Annotated in this window: 11 protein-coding genes; 5 read left to right on the forward strand and 6 right to left on the reverse strand. The window is 45.0% G+C overall.

The features are described from left to right. Positions 1 to 26: 26 nt before the first annotated feature. The 5 genes from W293_RS15900 to W293_RS0101365 all read right to left on the reverse strand — a co-directional run bounded on the left by W293_RS15900 (position 27) and on the right by W293_RS0101365 (position 4,905). Positions 27 to 953 (reverse strand): IS30 family transposase, encoded by a 927-nt coding sequence (locus W293_RS15900; protein WP_037025096.1) that lies wholly within the window; start codon positions 951 to 953, stop codon positions 27 to 29. Between the two features lie 439 nt (positions 954 to 1,392). Continuing rightward, complete coding sequence (locus W293_RS0101350) at positions 1,393 to 2,136, reverse strand: amino acid ABC transporter ATP-binding protein (protein ID WP_025650740.1); 744 nt, start codon at positions 2,134 to 2,136, stop codon at positions 1,393 to 1,395. A gap of 69 nt (positions 2,137 to 2,205) precedes the next feature. Continuing rightward, entirely contained in the window at positions 2,206 to 2,889 is a 684-nt protein-coding gene (locus W293_RS0101355; RefSeq protein ID WP_173240328.1) for an amino acid ABC transporter permease, read from the reverse strand. A gap of 53 nt (positions 2,890 to 2,942) precedes the next feature. After that, positions 2,943 to 3,779 carry an amino acid ABC transporter substrate-binding protein gene (locus tag W293_RS0101360; RefSeq protein ID WP_025650742.1) on the reverse strand — a complete coding sequence of 279 codons (837 nt, stop codon included), beginning with the start codon at positions 3,777 to 3,779 and terminating at the stop codon, positions 2,943 to 2,945. Positions 3,780 to 4,140: 361 nt separating this feature from the next. Beyond that, complete coding sequence (locus tag W293_RS0101365) at positions 4,141 to 4,905, reverse strand: UTRA domain-containing protein (RefSeq protein WP_025650743.1); 765 nt, start codon at positions 4,903 to 4,905, stop codon at positions 4,141 to 4,143. Between the two features lie 304 nt (positions 4,906 to 5,209). Between W293_RS0101365 and hutU the strand changes: the two genes are divergently transcribed. From hutU to hutI, 5 genes are all read left to right on the forward strand, one after another. Then, complete coding sequence (gene hutU / locus W293_RS0101370) at positions 5,210 to 6,919, forward strand: urocanate hydratase (protein WP_025650744.1); 1,710 nt, start codon at positions 5,210 to 5,212, stop codon at positions 6,917 to 6,919. Positions 6,920 to 6,986: 67 nt separating this feature from the next. Then, on the forward strand, positions 6,987 to 8,378 hold the full coding sequence (locus W293_RS0101375) for a YjiH family protein (RefSeq protein WP_025650745.1): 1,392 nt from the start codon (positions 6,987 to 6,989) through the stop codon (positions 8,376 to 8,378). 140 nt (positions 8,379 to 8,518) lie between these two features. Beyond that, entirely contained in the window at positions 8,519 to 10,081 is a 1,563-nt protein-coding gene (hutH, locus tag W293_RS0101380; RefSeq protein WP_037025909.1) for a histidine ammonia-lyase, read from the forward strand. Between the two features lie 101 nt (positions 10,082 to 10,182). Continuing rightward, positions 10,183 to 11,310, forward strand: coding sequence for a formimidoylglutamase (locus tag W293_RS0101385; protein WP_025650747.1), 1,128 nt, complete (start codon positions 10,183 to 10,185; stop codon positions 11,308 to 11,310). A gap of 290 nt (positions 11,311 to 11,600) precedes the next feature. Next, positions 11,601 to 12,917 carry an imidazolonepropionase gene (gene hutI, locus W293_RS0101390; RefSeq protein WP_025650748.1) on the forward strand — a complete coding sequence of 439 codons (1,317 nt, stop codon included), beginning with the start codon at positions 11,601 to 11,603 and terminating at the stop codon, positions 12,915 to 12,917. Between the two features lie 163 nt (positions 12,918 to 13,080). Here hutI and W293_RS0101395 read toward each other — a convergent pair whose 3' ends face one another. Next, on the reverse strand, positions 13,081 to 13,662 hold the full coding sequence (locus W293_RS0101395) for a PepSY domain-containing protein (protein WP_025650749.1): 582 nt from the start codon (positions 13,660 to 13,662) through the stop codon (positions 13,081 to 13,083). Between the last annotated feature and the right edge of the window lie 146 nt (positions 13,663 to 13,808).

Below are 13,808 nucleotides of genomic sequence, written 5' to 3' on the forward strand. Positions count from 1 at the left end.
CCTAGATTAACACACCAAGTGCAACGCTAAGTAATGGAATAAAACACCTGGTTTGGCGTTTTAAACCCTAATCGTTTTCTTGGTCTGTTGTTTAACCTGTCTTCAATGTTTTGAACCTCATCATCAGATACTTGTCTAAAGTCACATCCTTTAGGCAAGTACTCTCTAATCAAGCCATTGGTATTTTCGTTTGTTCCTCGTTGCCATGAGGCATAAGCATCAGCAAAGTAGAACCCACTATAGAGTCTTTGCTTAATGGCTTTATGATCCGCAAATTCCTTGCCATTATCGGACGTAATCGTCTTAACGTGTAGTTTCACTGGAGTTAGCATTACCACCATCGCATCCGCGACCAGATGAGCACTCTTTTTAGTCACTCGCTTCATCTTAACCAAACCTGTCTTTCGCTCTACCACTGTCACGATAGCTTGTTTATGGTTTTGACCAATGATGGTGTCCGCTTCCCAATCACCGATGCGGGATCGCTCTTTTACTACATGAGGGCGCTCATGAATTGAGATCCTGTCATTAATACGCCCACGAGTCTCAGTGGTAAGCCTTTGACGATAGGGTTTGGCTTTGCGTCTTAAATACTGCCATAGCGTGCCGCCTTGCCTCTTATCCGTCCATAAGTAACGATAGATACTCGTGTGACTGACTCCACTATGAACGCCTGCTATTTGCTCAGGACTCCACTGCAGTTTAAGCTTAGTCACGACCCAGTCCCAGACGTTTAAAATGATGGTGAAGGCATTATTTGCTCGCCTCGCTTTAGCGGTGTTGTCTGCATGCTTTGCCCGGTAGCCTCGTAGGCTTTTATTGCGTCTAAGCTCTCTTGATATGGTGCTGGGACTTCTGCCTAACGCCCCTGCTATAAATTTAATACTATGTTGTGCCCCTCTAAGGGCATAAATCTGATATCGTTCCTCTAGGCTTAGATGTGTATAGCTCATGGTTGCAATCTCACTTTGGCGGTGGATAGTAGCTTTGATGCTAGCGCATCTAGGCCTCTTTTTCACCTGCTCTTTGATATTGCACTTCATGTGTTAATCTAAGAAGTCTTTGATGTCATCGAAGCTTTTCATGCTACCAGCCATTTGCTCAGCCAGTTTCTTGATGTCAGATTGAGTCGTCATTGCTTATTCTCCTGTTAGTGGATTATAAGCAGTTACACAAAGTTTGGGAAACTCCCGAGATTTCAGTATAAATCTATCCATCATTTTCAGGTTATCTCTACATTCATTCAAATATTACAGACTATTTTATTGTTTTCAATATGATGAATCAAGATCACTTCATCGGATAGATGAACGGTCAATCACTTTAAAGGACCATCAGCCAAGCGACTGATGATTTTTTTATAGCTTAGTACATTACAATTAGATAAGTAGCTTATAGTTGAATACGCTGCAAAAATGCTTGCGTCCTTGGATGCTCTGAATCCTCAAAGAGCTGCTTGGCACTGCCCTCTTCGACGACAACACCATCTTCAATTAAAACCACATGATCTGCGACATCACGAGCAAAGTTAATCTCATGCGTAACTACGACCATTGTCCAACCTTCTGACGCCAATTTTTTCATGGTTTCAAGGACATCTTGTACCAACTCAGGATCAAGCGCGGACGTTGGTTCATCGAACAACAATAATGACGGCTCAATCGCAAGTGCACGAGCAATACCAACTCGCTGCTGCTGACCACCAGATAGCTGAAACGGATAAAGATCCGCTTTGTCCGACAGACCAACTTTTTCCAATAATACTAAAGCCTGCTCACGAGCATGCGCTTTACTTTGTCCTTGTACGACTGTCGGGCCAAGCATTAAGTTTTCAAGCGCGGATTTGTGCGGGAATAAATTATAAGACTGAAACACCATGCCCGACTTACGTTGCAGCGCCAACAAGGTTTTTTTCTTAGGCTTAGTGGCAAAATCTACCGTCAAGCTGCCGTCGTCAAAGGCAATAACGCCTTGATCTGGAATTTCTAGCGCATTTAAGCATCGTAAAAAAGTGGTTTTACCAGACCCTGATGGCCCTAATATCACCACGACTTTGCCTTTTTCAATGGTCAAATCAATGCCTTTGAGCACTTGATTGCTGCCAAAGGCTTTGTGAATGTTGGTGACTTTGATCATAAAGGTTCCTGTTGTGCGGATGATACTAAAGCTGTTCTGCAATCAGTCAAAAAGCTATTTCGTACTTAGCTATTTCGCCACGTAGCGATCAAGTCTGGTCTCAAGCTTACCTTGAATAAAGGTTAGGAATAAACAAATACCCCAATAAATCACTGCCGCTTCGGTGTAAACCAACATAAACTCATAGTTACGTGCGGTGATAATCTGAGCCTGTTTAAACAGCTCCGTGACCAGCACCAATGAGGCTAATGAGGTGTCTTTTACCAAGCTAATAAAAGTATTGGATAACGGTGGTACCGATACCCTAAGCGCTTGTGGCAAAATTACATGGCGGAAGGTTTGTAGGTAGGTTAACCCGACCGTTGAGCCTGCTTCCCACTGACCTTTTGGAATAGATAAAATCGAGGCACGTACCGTCTCCGAGGCGTAAGCACCGATATTCAATGAAAAGGCAATAATCGCTGAAGGAAACGGATCGAGCTTAACACCGACACTGGGCAAACCATAGAAGATAATAAACAGCTGCACGAGCATGGGTGTACCGCGAATAGCAGACACATAAATACGCGCAAGCCGGTAAACAATCTCATGGAACCAGCCAGCGCGTGGGACGATACGAATGAGCGCCACCGACAGCGCAATTGCCATACCAATCGCAAAGGATATCAATGCCAGCGGTATCGAATAATAGATACCGCCTTTGAGCATTGGCCAAAACGAATTGATAACAATTTGCGCTCGAGCAGGGTCCATGAATGGCAATAATGCCAGTAATTCGGCCAGCACTGACGTGATAGAAGCTAGCATTATTTTTGTTGACTTATATCAGCACCAAAGAATTCTTCGCTGAGTTTGGTCAACGTACCATCCGCTTTTAATGCGGCCATGGCTTCGTCTAGTTTGGCGACCACAGCATCATCACCTTTTAGCAATACTAAGCCCGAGCCCGTCTGCTCACTGACAGGAGCGACCAATTTGATTTCAAGCGCACTGTCGGGGAATTTCTTGAGATAATCCAATATGGCAAGATTGTCATTCATCGTAAAGTCAGCACGGTCTTGTTTGACCAATTGAATCGCTTGCGCCATACCATCGACAGGGACAACTTCGGCTTCATAGCGTTCTGCCAGCTCACCATAATTACTGCTCAGTGACTGTGCTGAACGCAAACCTTTTAACGCTTCCCATGAGCTATAACGATTGTCATCAGTTGGCGCTAACACCACAGCACCTGACCAGCTATAAGCGGTGGCTTTGTCATATTTGGCTAGACGTTCAGGCGTGGTCAAGCTAACTTGGTTGGCGACCATATCAAAACGTTTTGAGTCTAGACCTGCCAGCATCGCATCCCACTGAGTTTCTTTAAACTCAACATCAACGCCTAGTTTATCAGCGACTGCACGCGTCACTTCGACGTCATAACCCGTCAACTGACCGCTCTCATTATGATACGTGAATGGCGGATAGGTGCCTTCGGTACCGACGTTAATCGTGCCGCCATTATTGATACGTTGTAGCAAATCTGAACCACCAGTCGCAGCACTATCTGTCGCATTGGTGTCGGCTTCATTGGTGCTAGACTGACCACAAGCGGCAAGCAATACAGTACTGGCGGCAAGGGCTAAAAGGTTACGACGTTTCATAAGGCGTCCTTATAGGATAAATGAATAATGCAAAAATATAAGTAGAGCAAAATATATAAGCCAAATAAAAACGGCTAAATGATGACATACAGAGATAGCAATAAAACCTGTACGCTATTATCTGTGTCTTTGGTTGCTCAATTTGAGGATAGTAAGTCTGTTTTTCAATACTACTTTTAGGTATTAGATATAATTTTTAAGCATTTTACAGTAACGTTTACCTTTAATCACAATGGCTAGTCAGCGCTAATGGCTGTTGCCAGCTACCTAGCAAACTTAAAAATCAAATCGTAGCTAAGTTATATACTATCGTAATTGGGTAAGAATAACCGTACAAAAACAGTGAGCATGCGTAAGATTGTTAGAGTGCACCTGAGAATTGATAACGATCGCCAGCATGCCACATCTTTACAAAGGTCAATACTTTCCCTGCCGAATAAGTCTGACGACGTAGCACTAACGTCGGTGACTGCGGTGCAATCTGTAGCGCCTCAGCAATCTCATCAGGTGCTGCTAAGGCGCGAATGGTATAGTTACCGCGCTCGAGTGGACTTTCAGCAATCAAGTAGTCGCTAGTATTCACCACGCTAAAATCTTGCTCAATGAATGCTGGTACTTTTGTCGCATCGACCCAACGCTCTTCAAATTGTATCGGCTGGCCATCCGCGAAATGAATGATTTTTACTTCGTATAAAATAGCCGCCTCGGTGCTATTAATAGTGCTATCAGCTTCATTTGCCTCAGAATGCAAGACTGCTTCATCAATACTAAATTTACGGCGCATTTCATCATCTAACATGCTCGCGGTAATAGCGCGTTTGCTCAGCACTTGTGCCTGATAGTCACGATTGGCTGATTTTAAGTCTTGAGCAATATTACGCACTTCTACAAAGGTATGATTGAACTGCTGCTGGGCGACGAATGTCCCCGACCCTTGGCGGCGCTCCAATACCCGCTCTTCACTCAACTCTTTCAAGGCACGATTGACCGTCATACGCGATACCCCAAACTCTTCTGCCAAGGCCATTTCGGTAGAGATTGCATTGCCCGCCTGCCATTTTCCGGAATGGATATTGTCCAATATGGCATTTTTAATCCGCTGATAGGCTGGAATCGTCTTTGTCATATTCGTCTTTAACCGTTAGTTTCATCAATAATAATGAGGCCATAATATCACGAGATAACTTCATGAACCTCAGCAAAACCCCTTCACCTCTGTCTATCTGCCAAAACACTCACAAAAATAATTGAGTCATTTATAAAAAAGTACTTGCGTGTGAAAATAATCTTTGATAATTTGTATATACAACTTTACAGTAGTGCTAAAAATCTGCGTCATCTAATCGATATTTCGCCGAATTTATAGACTGACTGTAAAACGCTTACCTTGATTACTTTATTGTCTAAAAAGATTTCATAAGGATTTGACCATGACTACTGATACCGATAGCAACAAACCTACCCGCCGTGATGAGAGCCGCGAAATCGCCGCGCCGACTGGTAGCACATTAAATTGCAAAAGCTGGCTGACCGAAGCGCCTTATCGCATGCTGCAAAACAACCTACACCCTGATGTGGCCGAAAACCCAAAAAGCTTGGTTGTGTATGGCGGTATCGGACGTGCAGCCCGTAACTGGGAAAGCTATGATCAAATCCTAGCGTCACTCAAAGAATTAGAAGACGATGAGACCTTATTAGTGCAATCAGGCAAACCAGTTGGCGTCTTTCAAACTCATGAAAATGCGCCACGTGTGTTGATTGCTAACTCCAACCTTGTCCCGCGCTGGGCAACGTGGGAGCATTTCAACGAGCTTGATCGCAAAGACCTATTTATGTACGGCCAAATGACTGCCGGTAGCTGGATTTATATCGGCACTCAAGGCATCGTCCAAGGCACTTATGAAACTTTTGTCGAAGCCGGTCGCCAGCATTATGATGGCAGCTGGGCAGGACGTTGGATTTTGACCGCTGGTCTTGGTGGTATGGGCGGCGCACAGCCATTAGCCGCGACCTTTGCCGGCGCGACTTCTTTAAACATCGAATGCCAACAGTCTAGTATTGATTTCCGTTTGCGTACTGGTTACGTCGATAAGCAAGCCGACAATCTTGACCATGCTTATGAGCTGATTAAGCAGCATACGGATGCTGGTGAAGCCGTCTCTATCGCGCTACTTGGTAACGCTGCAGATATCTTGCCTGAGATGGTCAAGCGTGCCAATGCAGGCGAGATAAAACCTGACTTGGTTACTGATCAAACCTCAGCGCATGACTTGATTAATGGCTATCTACCAAGTGGCTGGACAGTTGAAGAATGGAAAGCAGCACAAGAAAATCCAGACCAACATGCCGCCTTAACCAAAGATGCTGCTGCATCTTGTGCCGTACACGTGCAAGCAATGCTCGACCTACAAGAAATGGGTATCCCAACGACTGATTATGGTAACAACATTCGTCAAGTTGCCTTTGATGAAGGGGTAAAAAATGCCTTTAATTTCCCGGGTTTTGTCCCTGCTTATATTCGTCCGCTGTTTTGCCAAGGTAAAGGTCCATTCCGCTGGGTCGCATTATCAGGTGATCCAGAAGATATCTACAAAACCGATCAAAAAATTAAAGAGCTGTTCCCTGAAAATCAGCATATTCATCGCTGGCTAGACATGGCGAAAGAACGCATTCAATTTCAAGGCTTGCCAGCACGTATCTGCTGGTTAGGTCTTGGTGAACGTGATAAAGCAGGCTTGGCATTTAACGAAATGGTTAAAAGTGGTGAGTTAAAAGGTCCTATCGTTATCGGTCGTGACCATTTGGATACTGGCTCTGTTGCCAGCCCAAACCGCGAAACAGAAAGTATGAAAGATGGCTCGGACGCTGTATCTGACTGGGCGTTATTAAACGGCATGCTCAATGTCGCAGGCGGCGCCACTTGGGTGTCATTACATCATGGCGGCGGCGTGGGTATGGGTTACTCGCAGCACTCTGGCATGGTCATCGTCGCTGATGGCACAGATGCCGCTGCCAAGCGCTTGGCGCGAGTACTGGTCAATGATTGCGGCTCAGGTGTGATGCGTCATGCGGATGCGGGCTATGAGCTGGCCATCAAAACAGCCAAAGAATATGGCTTAAATCTACCGATGATTAAATAGCTTGCCCTTGTCCTTATATGCCCAAATGATATAGGGACATCATCAACACTTTATCAAGGACGATAATATGTCTGAACGTGATATTTTGCCCCCAGGCAGCTCCGTGCCTAGAACGCCTCTAGACAGTCCAGCACCTGCTAGCCCGCCGCCTGAAAAGCTGCTGTCCAAACCTGTCGCACTGATACAGCTAATCGTATTTAGTGCTATTGGCTTGGTGATGTTCTTTGTGCCTTTTACTATTGGTGAAAAGAGCACCATTTTATTTGATCATGGGGCAACTTATCTAGTCACTCAGCAGCACACCCTTGCTGTGTTTTTGCTGTTTCTACTGATGATTTATGGTGTTGGCAAACCCATTTATGATGGTTCATGGCGTAAAAATATCACCAATATGATATTAACCGCCTTCAAGATTATCGGGCTAGTACTCGCCATCATGTATATCACTGATATGGCGCCTGCTATCATCATGGAAAAGGACATGTTGCCGTTTTTGTTTGAAAAACTGGCATTACCAGTCGGTATGATTGTCCCTATTGGCGCATTAATCCTCGCTTTTTTGCTCGGTTTTGGCTTGCTGGAGATGTTTGGGGTACTCATGCAGCCTATTATGAAGCCAATTTGGAAAACGCCCGGCTCATCGGCGATTGATGCCGTTGCGTCCTTTGTTGGTAGTTATTCTATTGGGCTGCTCATTACCAATCGGGTCTTTTTGCAAAATCAATATTCGGTCCGTGAAGCCATCATCATTGCTACTGGGTTTTCTACGGTATCGGCAGCCTTTATGGTGATCGTTGCTAAGACCCTTGGTCTAATGGAGTTTTGGAATCTGTTTTTTTGGTCGACACTGATTATTACTTTTATTGTCACCGCCATTACCGCACGTATTCCACCTATTCGAGGTTTTGATGATAGCGTCGAGCGTCCAAACTTAGACCACCAACAAGGCAATCGCTTAGCAGCAGCGTATCATTTAGGACTGGCTACTTCACGCCGTGCAACTGACCTCAAACAAATTATGTGGTCGAACTTTCGCGATGGACTGACGATGGCAGCTGCGATTGTGCCTTCTATTATCGCGGTAGGGTTAACTGGTTTATTACTAGCCAAATATACGCCAGTCTTTGATGCGTTAGGTTTGCTCTTGTATCCATTCACTTGGGTAACTGGTATGCCTGAGCCATTAGTTGCTGCCAAAGGCATGTCAGCAGGATTGGCTGAGATGTTCTTGCCTGCCCTATTGCTAACGGAAGCTGAGGTCTTGACCCGTTATGTGGCAGGCGTAGTTTCGATTAGTAGCGTACTGTTCTTTTCAGCGATGATTCCTTGTGTATTGGCAACTGAGATACCGCTGTCAGTACCTAAGATGGTCATTATTTGGTTTGAGCGAGTGGTGCTTAGCATTCTAATCGCTGCACCTTTTGGACATTTAGCGATATACTTGGGCTGGATCAGTTAGACCGACTGAAACAAGCGGGATTAGTTAAAGAAATTTAGACGACATAGCCTTTAGCTGTTTATAAACAACAACGCATAAACTAAAATGTATAGACAACAAAAAATACAATTAATATAGCTCATAAAATTAGGATGAATCGCATGACTGATATCAAAAAACTAACCCTACACCCACGCCAATTAAGCTTTGAGATGTTGCGCGATATTTATGAGCAACCTGTCATATTGACGTTACCTGACAGTGCTTATGAGGCGATAGATGCCTCGCATGAAGATGTACGTACCATTATTGCGCGTGATAAAAGCGCTTATGGTATCAATACCGGTTTTGGCCTATTAGCAAAAACCCGTATCAGTGATGATCAGCTTGAGCTACTTCAGCGTAACTTGATCGTGTCGCATTCTGTTGGTACTGGTGAGGCGCTACCAGACGGCGTGGTACGATTAATCATGGTCATGAAAGTAGCCAGCTTATCGCAAGGCGTGTCTGGTGTACGCCGCGAGGTAGTCGACAGCCTATTGGCTTTGATTAATAATCAAATTACGCCACACATTCCAGTAAAAGGCTCCGTTGGGGCCTCTGGTGACTTAGCCCCTTTATCACATATGACGCTGGCCATGATGGGCGAAGGCGATGTCTATGTTGGCGGCAAAAAAGTACCCGCTGCTGAGGCATTAGCGCAGCATGGTCTTGAGCCAATTACCCTTGCAGCCAAAGAAGGTCTTGCCCTTATCAATGGTACACAGGTCTCAACGGCATTAGCATTGCGCGGTTATTTCTTAGCGCGTGACTTGCTTGAGACAGCCACCATCGTCGGCTCTATGTCTATCGATGCCGCCAAAGGCTCGGATGCCCCATTTGACGCACGTATTCATGAAGTGCGTGGCCATCATGGTCAAATTGAAATCGCTAAAGCGCATCGTCAGCTGATTAAAGGCAGTGCTATTCGCGCCTCCCATGATGGTGAGCAAGACGATAGAGTACAAGACCCTTATTGCTTACGCTGCCAGCCACAGGTCATGGGTGCTTGCCTTGATATCATCAACCAAGCAGGCAAGACTTTATTAATTGAATCTAATGCGGTAACCGATAACCCACTTATCTTTAACAATGATGACGGCCCAGTGGCTATCTCAGGTGGTAACTTCCATGCTGAACCAGTTGCTTTTGCTGCAGACATTTTAGCCTTGGCGATTGCTGAGATTGGTTCTATGTCTGAGCGCCGTGTGGCTTTATTGATTGATGCAACCTTATCAGGCGGCTTACCGCCATTCTTAGTTGATAATGCTGGGGTAAACTCAGGCTTTATGATTGCCCACGTGACCGCAGCGGCGCTAGCCTCAGAGAACAAGTCTATCGCCCACCCTGGCAGCGTTGATAGCATTCCAACTTCTGCCAATCAAGAAGACCACGTATCTATGGCAACCTATTGTGCGCGCCGCCTATATGAGATGGCGCAAAATACCGCCACCATTATCGGCATTGAGCTATTGGCTGCTGGTCAAGGTATCGACTTCCATCGTGGACTAGATACCTCAGAGCCGTTACAGACAGCGCATCAGAAACTACGCGAGCAAGTCACTTTTTATGATAAAGATCGCTACCTAGCGCCTGATATTGAAGCAGCAAAGCAGCTGGTATTAGATGGCACTCTGACAAGCCACTGGCAGTCATTGCGTAGCGATTGGTACGAGTCTAAATAAAAGGTTTTATATATTTAAATCCGCTCTCAATCATCTAATTTTACGGGTGTAGGTCATACTAAATTGAGAGTCAGGTTTTATATTATGCAAGGAGTTCAACAATGACAATAACCGTTAGCTACAGCGCAGCTGATATGAGTCAGTGGACAGGACGTGCAGAGCCGTTTGAGTCTGCGCGCGCCCGCTACTGGTATCAAATAGCCGAGCCTTATGCCTTTGATAGCACCGGTCAGCAAAACGGTCAGCGCATTGGGCTGGTCGGGTTCGCTTGTGACCAAGGCGTCAGACGTAATCAAGGACGCGTAGGTGCAAGAGCTGCGCCGCCCTTAATTCGTCAAACATTTGCGGCACTACCGGTCATCGCTGAGTTACAACAACGCTTTGATGGTCAATTGCCAACCTTATTGGGTGATGCTGGCGATATCCATTGTCATGATAATGATGATTTTGCCGAGCGTACCCTTGAGCAAGCCCAAGTAAAGTATGCCGATAAGGTTAGCCATATTATCCAGCAAGGCGGCCTGCCTATTGGTCTTGGTGGTGGTCATGCCATCGCTTATGGTAGCTTTTTAGGATTGTGGCAGGCGCTGTCATCAGAAACCGATCAGCCTACTCATGACGTTAGCAATGTCAAAAACTATTTTGAAAATGATGTCGAAAGCAATCTTGAAAGCCATGTTAAAAGCCATGCAAGCACAATGCATACTATCGGGGTGATTAACTTTGATGCGCATTTGGACATTCGCCAATCTGATGTCGCCACGTCTGGTACACCATTTCGCCAAATAGCCGAGCACCTTGAAGCACAAGGTCAGCCATTTCACTATTGCTGTATCGGCGTTAGCCGGTTTTCCAACACTGCCGCGCTCTTCGACCGTGCTGAGCAGTTAGGCGTCCACATTATCAGTGACGAAGACTGCACCAATAAGAAATGGAAAAAAATTGCAGCTCAAATAGAAGAATTTATCAATGACGTTGATGTGGTCTACTTAACCATTGATATGGACTGCTTGCCATCGAGCGTCGTTCCTGGTGTCAGTGCACCAGCAGCTTATGGTATTGAGCTGAGCTTCGTTGAGCGCGCGGTCAAACGTATCATGGCGTCGAATAAAGTAAAAATGGCCGATATCGCCGAGATTAACCCGAGCTTTGATATTGATGGACGCAGCTGTAAGGTTGCCGCTCGGCTTTTGGCAACTATTATCGAGCAGCATTTACTTTTAGTATAAATAAATCGATACAGAATAAAAGTGTTATGAATATTTATACAAGTGACTGGGATGAATTTTGCGAAGCCTTTGTCTCGCTTGCGCACAACAAGCGAGTAAAATTTGTACCAGTCACGCTATAACATTTTTAAAATAAACCAACCATACAAGGCTACTGAAGTAAATTTTGCACATCCTCTGTCAGCAGCACCACAGCAAGAAGCGTTTTTACCAACGACACAATGTCTATTTTAAAGTAAGCGGACTATGGATGGCTGCACTAAATCTATACTAATAAGTAGGAGCACATTATGACTAATACGACAAATTCTACAGACCAAACGCCTATAAACGATTCCACTCTGACATCGTTTGACAACATTATTATCAATGCCAATCTCGCCACCTTTTCAGCGCAATACAGGTTTAATATTTATAGCGATAGTCAACAAGATAGCACCCCTTATGGTCAATTAATGAACGCCGCTATCGGTATCAAAGATGGCAAAATTGCATGGGTTGGCACGCATGAGCAAATAAAGCCGCACCTTACCCAATATAAAAATGATCAAATCAAAGACGTTGACGGCAACTGGGTCACGCCTGGACTCATCGATTGTCATACCCATATCGTTTATGGCGGTAACCGCAGCAACGAGTTCGAAGCGCGATTGCAAGGTGCCAGTTATCAAGATATCGCGGCACAAGGTGGCGGCATTGTCTCAACCGTTAGCGCTACCCGCGTAGCGAATGAGGAAGAATTGTTTGCGCAAAGTGAAAAGCGCCTGCTCGCGCTCATCAAAGAAGGCGTGACCAGTGTCGAAATCAAATCTGGCTATGGACTGGACTTAGAAACTGAGCGAAAAATGCTAAAAGTCGCCCGCGCGCTCGCTGACAAACACAACATTCATGTCAGCACCACCTATTTAGCCGCCCATGCCCTACCGCCAGAATATAAAGACAATGCCGATGCCTATATCGAACAAGTTTGCCAGTGGTTACCAATCTTGCATAGCGAGGGCTTGGTCGATGCGGTCGATGGTTTCTGTGAAAACATCGCCTTTAGTAGCGAGCAGATTCAGCGCGTCTTTGACGTTGCCCGCTCGTTAGAGTTGCCAGTTAAGCTGCATTCCGAGCAGCTCTCAAACATAGGTGCTAGTGCTTTGGTAGCAGAATACCAAGGACTATCAAGCGACCATTTAGAGCACTTAGCAGAAGAAGATATTGAAAAAATGTCCGCAAGCAACACGGTAGCCGTACTATTGCCAGGTGCTTTTTATACGCTACGTGATACTAAGTTGCCACCGATAGAAGCACTGCGCAAACATCAGGTCAACATTGCCATATCGACAGATTGCAACCCCGGCACTTCACCACTAACGTCGCTGTTATTAGCGATGAATATGGGCTGTACACTATTTTATTTAACCCCTGAAGAAGTATTGGCATGCGCAACTGTTCACGCGGCACAAGCGTTAGGTCTCGCCAAAAAAGGCAAAATAGAAGTGGGTTACGATGCTGATTTGGCATTATGGGATATCGCGCGCCCTGCTGACCTTGCTTATCAAATGGGGCTAAATCCTATTGCAGGTATTATGGTTCAAGGTAAATGGCGCGAGACGGTATAGCGAATTTATATAAACATTTACCATAATTAAAGAAGCCCCAACCATTAAATGATTGGGGTTTTTTTATTGGCTATCGATAGAAGTTAAGACACTGCTACTCTATAGTCAGTAAAAAATAATGTCGATACATCATGCACTGCTGATATTTATTTATGTCGCTCAGTTATTTTTTAAACTTGTTTTTAAATGTACTCCCCGTATCGGCATCGATATTTAGCCAAAGCAGACTATTGCCTTTGAGAAGTTGGGTTTCGTAGTAGGACGCATGATTAGCATAATCGCGATCATTCTTAAACTCAATTTCGAGAATGCGACCACCCGTTTGCTTCTCAGCGATACTCATCGCATCCATCACCTTGATTTTTGCTTGCTGCTGAGCCTTATAGTCAGCCAAATCGTCCTTATCCAGACGTTCGGTTTCAGTCTTTACGATTTTGCCAGTTATAGCATCAACTTTGATTTCATAACCAGTGGTATTAGTACTAAATTCCAGCTCATAGACACCGCCATCACCCTCAGCATCGCTATCATCGTCATCAAACTCTGCGCTGATTAAAGTACCGGAAGCTTCTTTGCTCGCCGTAGTAATCGCCTGCTTTAGGCTAATTTTCGCTGCTTGAGCAGCACTCACTTCGTCAGTATGATTGGCAGCACTAACAGCTGTACTAACTACACCTGCGCTCAATGCTAAAGTTAGACAAGCACCCAATGTAGTCAGTTGAAGTTTTTTGATAATATTACTCATATCTCTTTATCCTTATAGCCATTATGGAATTGCTTTTATGATACGGATATATAGGGATGAATAGCAGATAAAAAGGTAGCGTAATGTAGCTTTCCTGTTTATGCTTCTAAAGCAAGCACATGTGGAAAGAACACGAGATAACTCTT

Origin of the sequence: Psychrobacter sp. TB67 (assembly GCF_000511065.1) — a bacterium.
Taxonomy (GTDB): domain Bacteria; phylum Pseudomonadota; class Gammaproteobacteria; order Pseudomonadales; family Moraxellaceae; genus Psychrobacter; species Psychrobacter okhotskensis.